The organism is Halorhabdus sp. BNX81 (genome assembly GCF_029229925.1).
Taxonomy (GTDB): Archaea; Halobacteriota; Halobacteria; order Halobacteriales; family Haloarculaceae; genus Halorhabdus.
In genome coordinates this window covers 771,429-787,458 of record NZ_CP107254.1, presented here as the reverse complement: position 1 = coordinate 787,458, position 16,030 = coordinate 771,429, and the positions used below count along the sequence as shown (strand labels likewise).

At 62.3% G+C, this 16,030-nt stretch carries 17 protein-coding genes and 1 pseudogene; 11 read left to right on the top strand and 7 right to left on the bottom strand.

Annotated elements, in window-relative coordinates; genetic code table 11:
• Nucleotides 1-2 precede the first annotated feature (2 nt).
• Nucleotides 3-224, bottom strand: coding sequence for a hypothetical protein (locus tag HBNXHr_RS03820; protein WP_275883240.1), 222 nt, complete (start codon nt 222-224; stop codon nt 3-5).
• 296 nt (nt 225-520) lie between these two features.
• Here HBNXHr_RS03820 and HBNXHr_RS03815 point away from each other — a divergent pair, with 296 nt between their 5' ends.
• The 3 genes from HBNXHr_RS03815 (at nt 521) to HBNXHr_RS03805 (ending at nt 2,150) form a co-directional block, all read left to right on the top strand.
• Nucleotides 521-745 carry a hypothetical protein gene (locus tag HBNXHr_RS03815; RefSeq protein WP_275739643.1) on the top strand — a complete coding sequence of 75 codons (225 nt, stop codon included), beginning with the start codon at nt 521-523 and terminating at the stop codon, nt 743-745.
• Between the two features lie 2 nt (nt 746-747).
• The gene (locus HBNXHr_RS03810) at nt 748-1,125 is read left to right on the top strand and encodes a hypothetical protein (RefSeq protein ID WP_275883239.1); all 378 of its coding nucleotides are present in this window, start codon (nt 748-750) and stop codon (nt 1,123-1,125) included.
• 272 nt (nt 1,126-1,397) lie between these two features.
• Nucleotides 1,398-2,150, top strand: a complete 753-nt coding sequence (locus HBNXHr_RS03805; protein WP_275883238.1) for a DUF6293 family protein — start codon at nt 1,398-1,400, stop codon at nt 2,148-2,150.
• 358 nt (nt 2,151-2,508) lie between these two features.
• On the opposite strand, the gene HBNXHr_RS03800 is transcribed toward HBNXHr_RS03805, so the two are convergent.
• Entirely contained in the window at nt 2,509-2,952 is a 444-nt protein-coding gene (locus HBNXHr_RS03800) for a hypothetical protein (protein WP_275883237.1), read from the bottom strand.
• A gap of 73 nt (nt 2,953-3,025) precedes the next feature.
• Here HBNXHr_RS03800 and HBNXHr_RS14300 point away from each other — a divergent pair.
• From HBNXHr_RS14300 to HBNXHr_RS03785, 4 genes and pseudogenes are all read left to right on the top strand, one after another.
• Nucleotides 3,026-3,146: pseudogene (locus HBNXHr_RS14300) on the top strand (D-beta-hydroxybutyrate dehydrogenase); the annotation flags it as partial.
• Nucleotides 3,147-3,169: 23 nt separating this feature from the next.
• Nucleotides 3,170-4,135, top strand: coding sequence for a patatin-like phospholipase family protein (locus HBNXHr_RS03795; protein WP_275883236.1), 966 nt, complete (start codon nt 3,170-3,172; stop codon nt 4,133-4,135).
• Nucleotides 4,136-4,212: 77 nt separating this feature from the next.
• Entirely contained in the window at nt 4,213-4,899 is a 687-nt protein-coding gene (locus HBNXHr_RS03790; RefSeq protein WP_275883235.1) for a triose-phosphate isomerase, read from the top strand.
• Nucleotides 4,900-4,965: 66 nt separating this feature from the next.
• The gene (locus tag HBNXHr_RS03785) at nt 4,966-5,805 is read left to right on the top strand and encodes an aldo/keto reductase (RefSeq protein WP_275883234.1); all 840 of its coding nucleotides are present in this window, start codon (nt 4,966-4,968) and stop codon (nt 5,803-5,805) included.
• Between the two features lie 16 nt (nt 5,806-5,821).
• Here HBNXHr_RS03785 and HBNXHr_RS03780 read toward each other — a convergent pair whose 3' ends face one another.
• The 5 genes from HBNXHr_RS03780 to HBNXHr_RS03760 all read right to left on the bottom strand — a co-directional run bounded on the left by HBNXHr_RS03780 (nt 5,822) and on the right by HBNXHr_RS03760 (nt 12,475).
• Nucleotides 5,822-8,521, bottom strand: a complete 2,700-nt coding sequence (locus HBNXHr_RS03780) for a PAS domain S-box protein (protein ID WP_275883233.1) — start codon at nt 8,519-8,521, stop codon at nt 5,822-5,824.
• 143 nt (nt 8,522-8,664) lie between these two features.
• Complete coding sequence (fsa, locus tag HBNXHr_RS03775) at nt 8,665-9,321, bottom strand: fructose-6-phosphate aldolase (RefSeq protein WP_275739625.1); 657 nt, start codon at nt 9,319-9,321, stop codon at nt 8,665-8,667.
• 22 nt (nt 9,322-9,343) lie between these two features.
• Complete coding sequence (locus HBNXHr_RS03770) at nt 9,344-10,276, bottom strand: transketolase family protein (protein ID WP_275883232.1); 933 nt, start codon at nt 10,274-10,276, stop codon at nt 9,344-9,346.
• On the bottom strand, nt 10,273-11,154 hold the full coding sequence (locus tag HBNXHr_RS03765; RefSeq protein WP_275883231.1) for a transketolase: 882 nt from the start codon (nt 11,152-11,154) through the stop codon (nt 10,273-10,275). The genes HBNXHr_RS03770 and HBNXHr_RS03765 overlap by 4 nt, the downstream gene beginning before the upstream one ends.
• A gap of 139 nt (nt 11,155-11,293) precedes the next feature.
• Nucleotides 11,294-12,475 (bottom strand): ABC transporter substrate-binding protein, encoded by a 1,182-nt coding sequence (locus HBNXHr_RS03760; protein WP_275883230.1) that lies wholly within the window; start codon nt 12,473-12,475, stop codon nt 11,294-11,296.
• Between the two features lie 210 nt (nt 12,476-12,685).
• On the opposite strand from HBNXHr_RS03760, the gene HBNXHr_RS03755 reads away from it, so the two are divergent.
• The 4 genes from HBNXHr_RS03755 to HBNXHr_RS03740 all read left to right on the top strand — a co-directional run bounded on the left by HBNXHr_RS03755 (nt 12,686) and on the right by HBNXHr_RS03740 (nt 15,978).
• Nucleotides 12,686-14,143 (top strand): glycoside hydrolase family 4, encoded by a 1,458-nt coding sequence (locus tag HBNXHr_RS03755; RefSeq protein WP_275883229.1) that lies wholly within the window; start codon nt 12,686-12,688, stop codon nt 14,141-14,143.
• 104 nt (nt 14,144-14,247) lie between these two features.
• Entirely contained in the window at nt 14,248-14,796 is a 549-nt protein-coding gene (locus tag HBNXHr_RS03750; RefSeq protein ID WP_275883228.1) for a hypothetical protein, read from the top strand.
• A 105-nt stretch (nt 14,797-14,901) separates the two neighbouring features.
• Nucleotides 14,902-15,492: an Rrf2 family transcriptional regulator gene (locus HBNXHr_RS03745; RefSeq protein ID WP_275739614.1), complete on the top strand. Its 591-nt coding sequence runs from the start codon at nt 14,902-14,904 to the stop codon at nt 15,490-15,492.
• Between the two features lie 3 nt (nt 15,493-15,495).
• Complete coding sequence (locus HBNXHr_RS03740) at nt 15,496-15,978, top strand: hypothetical protein (RefSeq protein WP_275739612.1); 483 nt, start codon at nt 15,496-15,498, stop codon at nt 15,976-15,978.
• Nucleotides 15,979-16,030: the final 52 nt, after the last annotated feature.

Here is a 16,030-nt window from a genome sequence, read left to right as displayed (position 1 = left end):
TGTTAAGTAAATATCAATAGCGAGAACCAAAGCACTTCAAGCCACTCCTCGGCGAAGAGATAGGGGACTCCAAGAGCGGTAACGCTGGAGGCTGTGAGAGCCTTCCGGAATGCCTGGACGCTCTCGTTGTCATATTCCCCGCGGAACTCGATTGCTTGCGGCAGTATGTTCACCAGCGACTCCAACTTCTGGTTGCGGCAGAGTACGTGAACAACCTCGATCACAACCTCTACGAACAGGAAGAACTTCCGATGAACTAACTCAACATTCTGACACAACGGCTGGACTGGAGTGACTGAGATGTGTTAGTAAACAAATGGAAAGAACTAGGAGTAATGATCTCACCTCGTGCAATTATGCGCCCAATTCGGAGGTACTGGTAACGACGAAGAGACCGCTCGGTTCAGTGATCGTGACCGCTCTGCGCCCGCCCGATTCCCGAAAATCCGGAAAGGGCTGCTTTGGGGCCACGTTCAACCCGTGCCACAAGTATATCTGTATTGAACCTTAATTGAAGATGATGAGTGAATCTGACACGGGAGCCGAGAACACCATCGAGGAGACGACCAACTGGCCCGAGCTCGCGGTCGGGCTGTACGACCGACTGACGGGTCGGGGAGCCGAAATCGTCTACGACTTTGAGGACTTGGACGTGGCCGTTCCGAGCAAAGTCGGCGAGGATGCCGACCACGCCCACTGGCACGTCGACGGAACGGTCCGGGTCACGACCAACGAGCGTGAGTAACTGTGCCAGCGAGCGGTGACCTGCTCGCAACGGTTGAGACACTCGCTCGTCGCGGCCCCGACCTCAGTGTCACCGCCAATCTTTCGGTCACCGTCGACGACATCGACCTCGCTATCAGTACTGTCGAGGATCGCATCCGCATCCAGGTACCGTCGGTGTGGGCCGGGTGCCGTCTGCTATGGAGTGAACGCGGCCGGTTACCGCGCCTCACGCGAGTGCTCTCGGCGGCTGACCTGACCGCGGAGATACGAGTCGGCAGTGCCGTGATTGCGATCGCCGGGGCGGACGCCGTTCCCGGGCGGCTGTCGGACCGACTCGCAGTGGGGCCACTCGAGGTTCGCCTCCGGGCGCTTGTGGCGGCGGTACTACGGGTTCAGTGATGTAGCAGTCCCATCCCGGGAGAAAGCGGAGACGGAAAATGATCGAGCATGTGGGCGATTCGGTGACAACCGGATGGAGGGTGGCCTGCGATCCGGACCGCAACGCTGGGCCGAATTGACCGTGGTGGCAAACGGCGATAGAATCTTCACGCCGAGAGTCCCGAGAAATGAGTCTGTACTAGATATGGGTTGGGAGATCAAGGCACGCTCACAGTAGCGCCCACTCGACGACGACCGAAACGTTCCTGACAATCGGCGTTGGTATCTGTGACATGCAACCCATCGAGGAAGTCCACGTCGTGCCCCTGGGGTACGAGCACGACCGGATTCTCTCGCCGATTCGCGAACACGACGCCGACCGTGTCTATCTACTCGCGAGAGATCACCACGACCGCGACCTGACACCCTACCAGGAAGCGCTCGTCGAGGAACTCCAAGCGGACAGTCGTACGGTTGCGTTTCGAGAAGCCGACCTCGCAGACATCTACGACGTGCTTGCGGTCGTGACGACTGTCGTTGCGGAACATGCCAAGGATGTCGTCCGCGTCAACGTCTCCAGCGGCGGAAAGCTCGCGGCTATCGGCAGCGCGATCGCCTGCATGGCGACCGACGCGACCGCCTATTACGTCCACGTCGAGGAGCACGTCCCGGATCTCGAATCGAATCCACGAACGCGGGGATTCGACGAGGCCGAAGTCCTCCCGTCGTATCCGATCGAAGCCGTCTCCTACGATCAGGTCGCCGTCCTCGATTACCTGGCCGAGACGAACACCGACGCCTACACGGCGAAGAAGTCTGACCTGATCGCGTTCGCCGAGTCCGCCGAACTATCCTTCATGACCGAGGCCGATCCGGCCAACGACAAGGCCAAGTTTGCACTGTTGAACGCCAACATCGTCGATCCGCTCGAATCCGACGGCTACATCGCGGTCGAGACAGTCGGTCGCCAGAAACAGATCGAACTCACGGAAACCGGCTGGAACGTCCTCCACGCGTTCCGGCACAAACTACAGGACGACAGCTGACTGTCCCGACAGAAACGCTCTCTCGGCCGACGGAGCTGTTTCGATTGTCATGGTGTTAAAGATACTATCTGTCTTGAAGGTAGTATCGATTGTAAAGATAGTATTGTTACTATCGGTAGTAAGTATTGTATCACGATAGAACCTACAAACTACCCGGGTTTAGCTGAGATTGCGCAGGATGGCGGGGGTGGAGTAACCCTGCTGGATGTCGTCCCTGCCCACTTCGGCCCTCCAAGTCACATCCCGCCTCCCTGTGCATTTCGACACCGCCCATTTCCCGTGGGCGTGTGAATCAGCTATCGTATTTTCGAGTCCTCCAGCAAAGCAGCGTACGGAACGCGGACGTACTCAAAGACCCTCAACCGGCGTCACCGCTGATGGCAAAGCCGATCGAAATGAGTGCGCCGGTGAGGCCGAAAAAGCCGACGAGCAGGAGTTCGATCGGCGGATCGTCCGTGCGGACGGTGACGATGAGTCCGAATGCGCCGAGGCCAACCACGGCCAGCCCAACAGTCACGACCAGATCCGACCATCCATTCCAGGACGGCTCGAGCGCCGGTTCGAGTCGGGCGAGCCACCAATCTGCGTCGTCGGCCGGCGAATCGGTCGGTGGGGTACGCCCGAACAATCGCCTGAAAGCCGTCCGCCCACCCGATGCGAATAGCGCGGTCAGCGTTGCGACCGCAAAGCCGACCACTACTTCGGGCGACACGAGTCCAATCCGGGCAAACAGGAATGTCAGCACAATCCCGATCCCCGCCAGCCCGGCCAGGACCCCACGAAGAGTGGTGCGATATGCCATCCAGTAGAAGGGAAACGTCGTATTCAAACTTTAGTGTTGCTGGGCTGCAGCGGTTGCTAGCCGGTTCTTCTGGAAGATGATGACGCCCGCCGAGGTCGCGAACCGCTTCGTCTTTGGCTTCTCCAGCCATGCCAGCCCCTCAACGGCGGCGGCCTCTGCTTCGACGGCGGGTGTACACTACCACCTATGAATGAGTGGCGTGTAGAGCAAGTCACAGATGGGTGAGCAAACGAACGTGGCCATCGCCTGCCAGGGCGGCGGCAGCCACACGGCGTTTACAGCGGGTGTCCTCGAGGAGATGCTGCTTGAGTGCGACTGGGAGGATGAGTTCGAACTCGTGGGGATCAGCGGGACCTCCGGCGGGGCGTTCAACGCACTCGCCACCTGGTATGGCCTCGTAACCGATGGCCCCGAACGGGCGGCTGACCTCCTGAACGCGATCTGGGATGATCTCGCGGCCAGTGACTACGGCGATCGGATGCTCAACTCCTGGCTGACAAACATCAACCGGCTGGGCGAGAGCGGCTGGCCCCTCCCCCAGCTCAGCCCCTATCAGGTCCCAGGCAAGGAGATGGGTAAAGAACGCATTCGAGAGGTTTTACAGACCCACATCGACTTCGGTACGATCCCCGAGTTCTGTCGGAGCAAGACGCCGGAGTTGGTCGTCGGGACGGTCAACGTCAACGCGGGCGTCTTCGAAACCTTCGTCGACGAGGACGTCACCGTCGAGGCCGTCCTCGCGTCGGCGGCTGTGCCGAACGTCTTCGAGGCCGTCGAGATTCACGGCCATTACCACTGGGACGGCCTGTTCTCTCAGAATCCGCCCGTCCGGGACATGATGCATCAACCGCCCGAACGCAAGCCCGAGGAACTCTGGATCATCCAGATCAATCCCCAGGAATTGGAAGGCGAACCGACGACCTTAGAGGAGATCGCCGACCGACGAAACGAGCTGTCGGGCAACATCTCGCTGAATCAGGAACTGGGGTTCGTCAGGCAGATCAACGAGTGGGTCGCCGATGGAACACTCCCGACCGAAGAGTTCGCACAGACGGAGATCCACCGCATCGAGATGGGCCGCGATTACCACTGCTCGACCAAACTCGACCGCGATCCCGAGTTCATCGCCGAGTTGATGGACCTCGGTCGAAGGCAGTGTGGAGCGTTTCTCGACCAACGGTGAATCGCTGGCCCGAACCGCCGGATATCGGGGGCGATCCAGCGCGGGATTTTTGCGCGCCACGAGAGTAACCCCCGTCGATGAGTCTGCCGTATCCACACTTCCAGATCAACTTCAAAGTGTATCCGGGGACGTGGGGCGAAGACGGACTCGCGCTCGCGGGGACGATCGAGCGGGTAAGCGAGGAGACCGGCGCGCCGTTCGTCCTGACGCCCCAACTCCCGGACCTGCGATCGGTCGCCCGCGAGACCGACCTGCCCGTCTTCGCGCCGGCCGTCGATCCAGTCGAACCGGGTCGGGGGATGGGCAGGCTGCTCCCCGAAGCGCTGGTCGAGGCGGGAGCGGTCGGGGCGATCATCAACCACGCCGAAAACCGGGATACGCTTGCCGACATCGAGACCAAGATCGAGCGCTGTCAGACGGTCGGGCTGGATGCGATCGTCTGTGTCGACAGCGTCGAAATGGGGCGCGCAGTCGCCGCGTTCGAACCGGACCAGTTGCTCTTCGAACGGCCGGGCGACATCGCGACCGACCGAGCGATCACCCGGACGCATCCCGACCGCATCAGAGCGTTTCTCGACATGCGCGACGACGTGGCACCGGGGACACCGGTCCGCGTCGGCGGCGGAATCTCGACCGCCGAAGACGTCCGTCGTGCGTTCGAACTCGGGGTGGACGCGACGGGGGCGGCCTCGGCGATCGCGGCTGCGCCGGCTCCCGAAAGCCGACTCCGAGCGATCGGCGAGGTCGTCGCGTCGATCGGGTGACGCCGCGCCCCGGGACGACGGGAACGGTCACGTTAAGGATCGGGCGAGTGAATTTCCACGTGAACCATGACTGTCCCAACCACGACATTGCCGAGTGGCGACGAACTGCCCCTCGTCGGTAAAGGCACCTACGAACTCGAAGGCGAGACCGTCCAGGAACCGGTCGAGATCGCGCTCGAATCGGGGTACACCCATATCGATACCGCCGAGGGGTACATGAACGAGGCCGCCCTGGGCGAGGTCCTCGCCGACCACGACCGCGAGGACCTGTTCCTGACTTCGAAAGTCCTGCCCAAGCACCTCAACTACGAGTCGGTGATCGAGACGGCCAAGCAAACCCTGGCGGACCTGGGGACGGACTATCTCGATCTCTATCTGATCCACTGGCCGAACCCGGCGATCTCCGTGCGAGAAACCATGGACGCGATGGCGACGCTCAAAGCGGAAGGGCTGGTCCGGAACGTCGGCGTCTCGAACTTCAGCCGCTACCAGCTGAGTGCTGCCCAGCACGTCGCCGACGTGCCGATCGCGGTCAATCAGATCGAGTTCAATCCCTACTTCCAGCGCACCGACCTGGTCGAGTACTGCCAGGACAACGACATCGTCGTCGAAGCCGCCGCGCCGATCGCTCGCGGCGAAGTGCTCTCGGATCCGACGCTGCAGGAACTGGGCGAGAAATACGACAAGACGCCCGTTCAGGTCGCCCTCCGGTGGGCGGTCGAGAAGGATATCGTCGTGCTTCCGCGCTCGACCTCCCGAGGTCACATCGAGGAGAACTTCGATCTCTTCGACTTCGAACTCGAAGCGGAAGACCACGCCCGCATCGACGAGCTCGATCGTGGCGAGCCGTCCTACGACGACCGCGCCCGGTCGTGGGACGACGACGTCTGGGGCATGGCGGAGTAGCGGTCGCCGAACGGACTCACTCCTCGATGACGTCGACGCCGGTGAACTCGAAGCGTGCGCCGCCGGTCTCGCTTTCCGTGACAGTGACCGTCCAGTCGTGGGCGTCGGCGATCGCCCTGACGATGGCGAGCCCGAATCCCGTCCCCTCGTCGGCTGTGGAGTGACCCAGTTCGAAGACCGTCTCGCGGCTGTCCTCGGGAATGCCCGGGCCGTCGTCTTCGACGTAGAACCCCTCGGCGAGTGAGCCGACCGTGATGGTTACGCCGTCGCCCCCGTGTGTCACGGCATTCGAAACCAGGTTCTCGAACAACTGTTTCAGCCGGCCGGGGTCGGCCCGGATCAGTCGGTCAGTCTCGGCCGAAAGCGTCGCGTCCTCGCCCGTTGGCACCGTCCGCCAGCAGTCCTTGATCGTCCCCGCGATCGCGACCGGTTCCGTCTCGATGGCCGTGCGCCCCTCGATGGCGAGTGCTCGAAGGTCTTCGAGCAGCGAGAGACTTCGCTCGACCGCCGTCCGCGCGTGTTCGAGGTGGGTACTGTCACACGTCTCTTCGGCGAGTTCGAGTCGGCTCGTGGCGACGTTCAACGGGTTTCGGAGATCGTGGCTGACGACGCTCGAAAACTGTTCGAGGCGCTGGTTTTGGTGTTTCAGGCGTCGCTCGTTCCGGGTTCGATCGGTGACGTCCCGATACAGCCAGAGGTTGGCCTCGCCGTCCGGCAACGTGTAGGGGACGTAATCACGTTCGAGAATGCGCCCATCCTCGAGTTCGAGTCGCTCGTTTTTCACGGGTTCGCGCGTGTCTATCCGTCGTGCTATCCCCTCGATGAATCCATCGGGATCGGCGAACAGCCCCTTGAGGTCTTCGGCAGCGCGCGCACAATCCCGGCCGATCAACTCCTCGGCAGAGGCGGAGACGTCCAAGACAGCCCCCAGTCGCTCGTTGACCATCAAGACGTCCCGATCGGCATCCTCGACGAGAACGCCCATCGGAAGGTGCTCTACGATCGTCCGGAGGACTGTATTGATCTGTTTGCGGTTCCGTTCGCGCTCCTCGCGCTCGGTGACGTCGGCGTTGATCGCGACGAACCGCTCGATCTCCCCCTCCTCGTCCGTGACGGGTGTGATCGTCTGTTCGACGACGTACCGCTCGCCGCTTTTGCGTTCGTTGACAAGCTCACCCTCCCAGGTCTCGCCGTCGAGAATCGTCTCCCAGAGGGTCTCGTAGAACGCTTCGTCGTGTTCGCCGGAGCTGATGATCGCCGAATCGTGGCCGATCGCCTCCTCGGCTGAATACCCGGACTGGGTTTCGAACGCCGGGTTGACGTACTCGATAACCCCGTCAGGATCCGTCCAGTACACCGCGTGACCGGCGTGTTCGACTACCTCACGGAACGCCCGGAGTTGCCGTTCGCGTTCCCCCCAATCGGTGACGTCAGTATACCAGACGTAGTTCCCGACAGGTGATCCGTCGTCGAGTCCGTGCGGAATGATATGCATGATGAACTCCCGGATCCCGTCGCGGGTCAGTCGCTCGACGGTTGCCGTGATCGCCTCACCGTCCGCGGTTCGCTTCCGGAATCGGACATGTTCGTCGTGATACTCCGGAGGGACGAGGACATCCGTCACTTCCTCCCCGACGATGGCATCGCGCTCGAACCCGAAGACAGTCTCGAAGGACTCGTTGACGTCCGTAATATACTGCTTGTGGTCCTCACCCCGTGGACGTGAGGCTGCCACAGGCGTCGGCGCGTTCGCGAACAGTGCCTCCCGACGATCGCGCTCCTCGCGGCGCTTCTCGTCGATGGCAAAGGAGTGAAGCGCATGGCCGATATCAGCCCCGAGTTCCGAAAGTAAGTCGCGTTCGTCCCCGTCGAACGGCTGCGGTTCGTCCGCGTACAGCGTGAGGACGCCGTACAGTGTATCCTCGTGTTCGAGCGGGACGGCCGCGACCGACTGGAAGCCACGGGCGGTCGCCGCGTCCGCCCACCGGTCGAGGTCGGGATCCTCGGCGATGTTCTGGGAGACGGCGACACGTCGCTCCCGCGCCGCGGTCCCGGTTGGGCCTTTCCCCGTCGGGCTCTCGTCAGCCGTGACCGTGATCTCCTCGAGATACCCGTCGCTCTCGCCGGCCCGTTCCCGGACAACGAGTCGGTCCGTGTCCGGATCGACTGTGCCGATCCACGCGAACTCGTAGCGGTCGGTGTCCACGATACGTTCACAGACGGCAGCCTCCGCTTTCGCACGGGAATCCGCCCGGACTAACACCTGATTGACGTCGCTGGCGAGCGACCGGATCCGATCGAGTTTGGCCGCACGCTGCCCGGAGCGATACTGGGCAACGGCGTTCCGGATGCGGTTTTCGAGTAGCTCGTACTGTTCGGTCCCGCCACCCTTCTGGAGGTAGTCGGTCGCCCCGGCAGTGATGGCCTCGCTGGCGACTTCTTCGCTCCCCTTGCCGGTATATAGAATGAACGGGAGGTCGGGATCGTCCGCCCGAACTGCCTCGAGGAACTCGATGCCGTCCATTCCCGGCATCGCATAGTCGGAGATCAGACAGTCAAACTGCCCCCCAGAGAGCCGCTCAAGCGCCTCGGTCGCGCTCGTCGCTGTTTCGACCGTGATGTCCGCGTCCCGTTCGAGCATCTCAGCGACGACTGCCGCGAGGTCCGCTTGGTCGTCAACGTGCAGGACGTTGATGCCCGTCGATGCATCCGTCATCAATACTACCAGTTCGCTCCCCTAATTCAAAAGGCTGCGGTGGCAATTCTCAGAACAGAGACTGTGACGAACCCGTCCAAAACAAGACGGCGAAACGACGGATGTTCCGTCAGGGCGATCGGCGAATCCCTAGAGAGACAGCGTCACTTCAGTGCGGGACTTTCGCGGTCGCCCCAGTCGTCGAGGAACGCTTCGAGTCCGCTGTCGGTTCGCGGGTGATCGAACATCGAGTCTGCCACGTCCGGCGGCAAGGTCGCGATGTCCGCACCGGCTTTGGCGACTTCCTGGACGTGGAAGGGGTGGCGGATCGACGCCGCGAGGATGTCCGTCTCGAAGTCGTAGTTGTCGTAGACAGTCCGGATGTCCTCGATGAGTTCGACGCCGTCGTGGCCGTTGTCGTCCAGTCGACCGATGAACGGCGAGACCATCGTCGCGCCGTTCTTGGCGGCGATGAGCGCCTGGTTGACGGAGAAGATCAGCGTGATGTTGGTCTGGACACCCTCATCGGAGAGGGTCCGGAGGGCCTTCATACCGTCACGAGTCATCGGGAGCTTCACCGCGATGTTGTCGCCCCAGGTGTCGTACTCCCGGGCCTCTTCGAGCATCTCCTCGTAGTCGGTCGCGATGACCTCGACGCTGATCGGACCGTCGACGAACTCCGTCAGTTCGTCGATGATGTCCCGGTACTCCCGGTCGGTCCCGGCGACCAGCGACGGGTTCGTCGTGACCCCGTCGACAAGTCCGAGGTCGTATGCTTCCCGTACGTTTTCGACTTCCGCTGAATCGATGTATGTTCTCATGGTTGCAATCAGTCTAGTCGGCTCAGGCCAGTAGGTCTTTCGCCGTCTCGGCGATGTCCTCGCCGGTGAAGCCGTAGTACTCGTAGAGATCCAGCCCGTTGCCGGAGGTGCCGAACTCGTCCTCGATGCCGATCCGTTTCATGGGGGTCGGGCGCTGCTCGGCCAGGACCTCGGCGACGGCGCTGCCCAGGCCGCCGTAGATGTTGTGGTCCTCGGCTGTGAGAATCGCGCCGGTCTGCTCGGCGGATTCGACGACCAGCTCCTCGTCGAGGGGCTTGATCGTCGACATGTTGATCACGCGGGCGTCGATGCCATCGTCGGCCAGGACTTCGGCCGCTTCCTGGACGACGTGGACCATCGCACCGTGAGCGATCAGCGTCACATCCGAGCCGTCACGGAGGACTTCACCCGTGCCGATCTCGGGTTCGTACTCGTCCTCGTCGTGGATGACGGGCACGGACTCACGGATCAGTCGGAGGTAGGCCGGATCGTCGTCCTCGGCGAGGGCAGTCACGAGCGCGTTGGCCTCGACGGCGTCGGCCGGCGAGATGACACGCAGGTTCGGGATCCCGCGATAGGCGGAAATGTCTTCGACGGTCTGGGCGCTGGGGCCGTCCTCGCCCGTGATGACGCCGGCGTGACTGCCGACGACGGTCACGTTGCGCTTCGGGCGGGCGATCTGCTGGCGAACCTGTTCGAAGCCACGCTGAGAGAAGATAGCGAAGGTGTTGGCGAAGACCGGCCGACCGGTCTCGGCGATACCGGCCGCCGTCGCGAACAGATCCTGCTCGGAGATGCCGACGTTGATCCAGCGCTCGGGGTACTCGTCACGGAACCAGCCCCCGCGGGTGGATTTCGCCAGGTCGGCGTCCATGACGATGAAGTCCTCGCGTTCCTCAGCCTCGCGCAACAGTCCGTTCCCGAAGCCGTTCCGGGTCGAAATCTTCTCGCTCATTTGGTCGTCACCTCCACAGTGTCGGGGTCGAACCCAAGTTCTTCCATCGCCTCCGCAAGTTCGTCGTCGGTGATCGCGCCGGCGTGATAGCCGTTGGGCTGGGCTTCCATGAAGTCGATCGGGTAGCCCTTGACGGTGTTTGCGATCAACAGTCGCGGACCGTCCGCCTCGTTGATTTCATCGAAGGCGTCGGCGATCTCACCGAAGTCGTGGCCGTCGACCTCCCAGACGTCCCAGCCGAAGGATTCGAACTTCTCGTCGAGCGGGTCGATTTCCATCGTCTCGGCGACGGGAAGGTCGTTCTGTTTTTTGTTGCGGTCGACGATCGCGACGACGTCCAGTCCCTTCTCGCCCGCGGACATCGCGGCCTCCCAGATGTTGCCTTCCTGGGTCTCGCCATCGCCCAGGATGGCGTAGACATCGTAGTCACGGTCGTCGAAGTCGGCTCCCATCGCCTGCCCGTTGGCGTACGAGAGCCCCTGGCCGAGCGATCCCGAGGGGAATTCGACGCCCGGGACCTTCGGCGAGGAGTGGCCCGGAAGCTCGCCGCCGAGGCGGCGGAACTCCTCGTTGGGATCACAGTCGACGAAGTCGTATCGAGCGAGCAACGCGTACAGAACCGGACACGCGTGACCTTTGCTGTAGATGAGACGGTCACGGTCCGGATCGTCCGGGTTCTCGGGATCGACGTTCAGTTCCTCGTTGTACAGCCAGAGCAAATACTCGACGGCCGAAAGCGAACCGCCTGGATGCCCTGACTGGGCCGCATAGACCATCTCGATGATGTCTCTGCGGACTTCCTGTGCTGTCTGGCGATACTGCTCGATTCGATCGTCCAGATCGCCATCTGACGTACTATTTCCAGGCAAACTTTTCACCCGGCGAGATTTTCCCATTTCGGCAGTAAAAAGCTTCCTATCGGCCGTAGTCACCGTCGAATCGTGGCCGTCTTTTGACGTCTGATCGATGAGTTCGAAGCGTCGCAGTCGGGGGCGGCCGACGACGCATCTGCTACCGCTACGTTTCGGAGAGGGCGTCGACAAGTCGATCGGCAGTGGCCGCGGGCTCCGGCTCCGAGACGAACTCGGCCATCAGTGATTTGACCTCGATGAGTGTCTCGGGATGGACCGCCAACCCGTGGGCGATCGACGGCGGTTGAGAGGTGGCGGCGTCGAAATCGTCCCGCTGGTCCTGCAGGAACGGCGTGAACTCGGACGGGTCGGTGTCGGTCCGCGGCGGCATCGACCCCTTGTGGCGGTTGAACGCGGTCTGTGCCTCCCGTGACCCGGCGTAGGCGAGGAACTCGTCGATGGCCGTCGTGTCCGCCTCGGAACTCGACGGGACGAGCGCGTCCATGTTGAGCGGGTAGTCGCCCTCGGTCCCCGGGAACGGGATCGCGTCCCAGGTCTCGCCGTAGGCGTCCTGGTCATAGGCACTCGCGGCCCAATCGCCCATCAGGAACAGCGCGCCCTCGTCGTCGACGAAGTGGGCGTTGGCATCCGGCAGCGAGGCGAACTGGGCGTCGTCGTTGGCAAAGTCGAGATATCGCGCCAGCACCGAAAGCGTCGTCTCGATCGCGTCGCGATGGCGCCCCGGGTTCCCGTCGACGACATCGCGGTACGTCCGGGCGTCGGTCTCCCCGAGCAGGATCGTCTCCCAGACGTGGATGGTTCCCCAGGGATTGCGAAGTGCCATCAAAAAGGGCGTCACATCGAGTGCGCCCTCGAGCTGTTCGAGGACGTCGACAAACGCCCGCGGCGAGTTAGCGTCGATATCGACGCCAGCCTCCTCGATCATCTCGACGTTGTAAAACAGGTTGTTGATCCGGTGGATGTTCAGCGGGATCGCGTGATAGGTGCCGTCGAAGCGGACCTGTTCTTTGGCCCCATCGGTGAAGACTTCCTCGAAGCCGTTGTCATCCCAGATGTGGGTGATGTCCCGGACTGCACCGGAATCGATGTACGGCGTGACGTGCTGGCCCGGCCATTCGATCCAGGCGTCCGGGGCTCGTTCCTGGAGAATCCGTATCTTGACCCGGATGGAGAGATCATCGGCCGACGTTGTCGTCTCCTCGACAGTGTAGGACGTCCGTCGCTCGTAGCCGTCAACGAGCGCGTTCAGCGCTGCCCCGCCCCACTCAGCCCCCACTAACTGGTGTAAGAGTTCGAAGCGCTGCTGTGTCGACTGGGTCTGTGCCATATCCCGGACGTAGCTTGCCGACCCTCTTAAGTATACGTCTGTCCCGATTGTTGAATGTCGAAACACACCGACAGGACTACCGGGACCGAACGCGCGACGCCCACCGGTTCGGCCCCGGTCGTGTGACCGTTACGAACAATTGGTTCCGATTTTCGAAAACACTATACGATCACATGGACATCGGCTACCCGGAGCCCCTGACGACATACAATGACGGAATCAGTACACGGCGTACAGGCGAAGGGTATCGATACCGACGACGTGACGATCGCCTACATCGGCGGCGGGAGCCGCGAATGGGCACCGAAGTTCTTCCGGGACCTCGCGCTCTCGGACCTCTCGGGGGAAGTGCGACTACACGACATCGACCACGAGAGCGCAGAGCTCAACGCCGAATTCGGCAACTGGGTCCAGGATCGCGACGAGGTCGAGGCCGAATGGGAGTACGAAGCCGTCGCGGATCGCGACGAAGCGCTCGCGGGCGCGGACGCTGTCGTCCTTTCGACGCAGTACAACCCGGCCGAAACCTTCGTCCACGATCTGGACATCCCGAAGGACCACGGTATCTACGGCGCAGTCGCCGCCACGATCGGCCCGGGCGGGATCTTCCGGGCGATGCGGACCATCCCAGTGTATCGTGAGTTCGCCGCCTCGATCCGCGAGCAGTGTCCCGACGCCTGGGTGTTCAACTTCACCAACCCCGTCCACTTCGTCACGCGGGCGCTGTACGACGAGTACCCCGACATCAACGCCGTCGGCTTCTGTCACGAGGTTCTGTGGACGCGCCATCATCTGGCGAAGATCGTCGAGGAAGAACTCGGCGAGGAGGCCGAGCGGTCGGACATCTCGGTCAACGTCAAGGGCATCAACCACTTCACGTGGATCGACGAAGCACGGTACAAGGGCCGGGACCTCTGGCCCCTGCTCGAAGACCTGGTCGATACTGACCGCGCGAACCGCGAGTTCACGCCCGAAGATCTCGAAGACGACTCGCCGTTCACCGACAAACAGCAGGCGACCTGGGAACTGTTCCGCCGCTTTGGCGTCTTCCCGGCGGCGGGCGACCGCCACCTCGTCGAGTACGCGACGTCGTTCCTCGTCGGCGGCAAGGAGGGACTCAACCGCTGGGGCGTCAAGCGGACCACCAGCGACTACCGCGCCAAACACTGGAACCCTGCCGAGTCCAACCAGACCACCAACGTCGAGGCCTGGATGGACGGCGATCGGGAGTTCGAACTGTTCCACTCGAACGAGATTTTCGACGACATGGTCGCGGCACTCGGCGGCGAGGACACGATGGTCGCGAACGTCAACATGCCCAACGAGGGCCAGGTCACTGACATCGAGGACGGAGCCGTCGTCGAGACCAACGCCGTGATCCGCGAGGGCGAGATCAAGCCGACCACCGCCGGCGGGTTCCCCCGCCCGGTCCGGTCGATGATCAACGGCCACGTCGACACTATCGAGACGATCATCGAGGCCTCTCGCACCGGCGACGTCGATGCAGCCTTCGCCGGCTTCCTGCTCGACCAGCAGGTCCGGACGCTCCAGACCGAGGAAGCCCGAGAGATGTTCGCCGAACTCGTCGCCGCCGAGGAGGAGTACCTCCAGGACTGGGATCTGGACGGCTCGGACGTACTGGCCGAAGCCGACGCCTACGACGCCTAAACTGTTCGCTTCGTTTTCGAGCGACACCGCCGATCGAAGACACGACGATCCACGCGCAGGTCGCCACGATTTATGCCGTCCGTCCGCGATGATTCGAATCCCGCATGAATTCGCTCCCGTGGCTGCTCGATTGGCCCCCGAGTCGCGGTACGATCGCTGTCTTCGTGGTCCTGACTGCATTCAGCGTCGGGACGCTCGTGCTGTTCGGCGGCGTGACTGACGAAGCTACGGCCGAGAACGTCACCATCGAGTCAACCGACCTCACCGTCCGATTGAACGACGAGGTGACATTCCCGGACGTGGAAAATGACTCGGTGCAGACGTGTATGGGATACGGAACACCGGGCGACAGTATCAGTGTCCTCGGTGACGTGTCCGTCCGGATCCCGGCCGAGAGAACGCGAGTCGACGCCGAGACCGCACAACTGACACTCGCAGTGAGTCTCGATCACACGGCCGAACGGACCACGCAGACGCTGGCGCGAACGGGATCCGTGACGGCGGACGTCTTCTGGATCCTGGACGACGACGAAACCCTCGCCGTGAACGAGACGGCAGGGGTTGAAATCAGCGTGCTGTCGGGTAATTCGACGGTGGCCAACAGCACAACGTCAATCCCTGTCAAAAAGGGGACGCGAACCTACGACTGCTGACTGGCCAGCGACAGAGATCTCGAAGGAAGGAATGCCGGAACGAAGAGTGAAGGGAGTATAGAACCGTACCGAAGGACTATGTTACTCCAACCAGTAGCTGTCCACATGAACGATCAAAGTCAACCGGAAGAGTTCGCGGATGTCAACGAGGTGGTCGAAGACGAATGGGAGGCCGAGACGACTCCCTACGAACGCATCCGGCACGTCGTCGCCCACGCGTACTCCCCGGTCTCGGCCGATGCAGTCGCCGAAGACGCGCTAACGACCCCGAAGACGGCGCGAAAACACCTCGAGACGCTCGCCGAGGAGGGGTTCGTCGAGACGTCGCCAGGCGAGCATGGCGGCACGCTGTATTGCCGGTCCCCGGAATCACTCGTCGTCGAACAGGCCGCGGACATCCTCGAGCACGTCTCGACTGACGAACTCGTCACGCGGGTCACCGAGATGCGTGAGCGACTCAACGAGTACCGCACCGAGTACGGCGTCGATTCCCCGGAAGAACTCGCCGTCGAGCGGACGAATCAAACGCTGTCCGAGTCTGGTTCCGCCGGGCAGGAGATCGATCCGGAAACGGTCCGTGACTGGAAGACGCTCCGTCGAAACCTCGCGTTCGCGAACGCTGCCCTCTCGATCGGGACCGCCGAGCAGTTCGTCGGCGAGGACGATCGCTCGACTGACGAGAGCATTCCCGCCTGAGACATGACGGGGCCGACCGATCAGCCGGAACAGCATAGCCTTCGAGGAGCAATAGATCGCCCGGCACTACTCACCATTCGGGATATCGTCGAGGAGATGGAACCGCTCGCGACAGCCCGACTCGACGACTATCTCGATCCGTCACGTGTCGAAGTCACTCTCGACGACGGACTCGGTGAGGCAGACAGCGCACGGATCGATATCCGATGGACGACACGGGGAGACTACGCGTTCCACTATACGGACACGGACGGGGTGAACGTCCGCTGGGGGAGCCATCCCCACGGGAGTGAATATAAACGGGTCAATGGACTCGAACACCATCACCCACCGCCGGATGCGAGTTCCGATCCTGACGAGGTCCAGGACTCCTGCATCACACAGTCTTCGGAGGCACTCCTCACCCGTGCCGTCCTCAAACTCTGGCGTGTGGCCTACCACACCGACGCATACGAACCTCTCAACGCGGGGAGCAACCCGCCATAGGACAGTACGCAGGACTTTCGTGTTCGTAACGTTGAACTCAGCAGTGTCGACG

Excerpts from the sequence above, each read along its gene's own strand:
- fsa (WP_275739625.1), bottom strand. The coding sequence starts at position 9,321 with ATGAGAACATACATCGATTCAGCGGAAGTCGAAAACGTACGGGAAGCA.
- HBNXHr_RS03795 (WP_275883236.1), top strand. The coding sequence starts at position 3,170 with ATGGGTGAGCAAACGAACGTGGCCATCGCCTGCCAGGGCGGCGGCAGC.
- HBNXHr_RS03755 (WP_275883229.1), top strand. The coding sequence starts at position 12,686 with ATGACGGAATCAGTACACGGCGTACAGGCGAAGGGTATCGATACCGAC.
- HBNXHr_RS03805 (WP_275883238.1), top strand. The coding sequence starts at position 1,398 with ATGCAACCCATCGAGGAAGTCCACGTCGTGCCCCTGGGGTACGAGCAC.
- HBNXHr_RS03745 (WP_275739614.1), top strand. The coding sequence starts at position 14,902 with ATGAACGATCAAAGTCAACCGGAAGAGTTCGCGGATGTCAACGAGGTG.
- HBNXHr_RS03800 (WP_275883237.1), bottom strand. The coding sequence starts at position 2,952 with ATGGCATATCGCACCACTCTTCGTGGGGTCCTGGCCGGGCTGGCGGGG.
- HBNXHr_RS03815 (WP_275739643.1), top strand. The coding sequence starts at position 521 with ATGAGTGAATCTGACACGGGAGCCGAGAACACCATCGAGGAGACGACC.
- HBNXHr_RS03790 (WP_275883235.1), top strand. The coding sequence starts at position 4,213 with ATGAGTCTGCCGTATCCACACTTCCAGATCAACTTCAAAGTGTATCCG.
- HBNXHr_RS03785 (WP_275883234.1), top strand. The coding sequence starts at position 4,966 with ATGACTGTCCCAACCACGACATTGCCGAGTGGCGACGAACTGCCCCTC.
- HBNXHr_RS03760 (WP_275883230.1), bottom strand. The coding sequence starts at position 12,475 with ATGGCACAGACCCAGTCGACACAGCAGCGCTTCGAACTCTTACACCAG.
- HBNXHr_RS03740 (WP_275739612.1), top strand. The coding sequence starts at position 15,496 with ATGACGGGGCCGACCGATCAGCCGGAACAGCATAGCCTTCGAGGAGCA.
- HBNXHr_RS03750 (WP_275883228.1), top strand. The coding sequence starts at position 14,248 with ATGAATTCGCTCCCGTGGCTGCTCGATTGGCCCCCGAGTCGCGGTACG.
- HBNXHr_RS03780 (WP_275883233.1), bottom strand. The coding sequence starts at position 8,521 with ATGACGGATGCATCGACGGGCATCAACGTCCTGCACGTTGACGACCAA.
- HBNXHr_RS03770 (WP_275883232.1), bottom strand. The coding sequence starts at position 10,276 with ATGAGCGAGAAGATTTCGACCCGGAACGGCTTCGGGAACGGACTGTTG.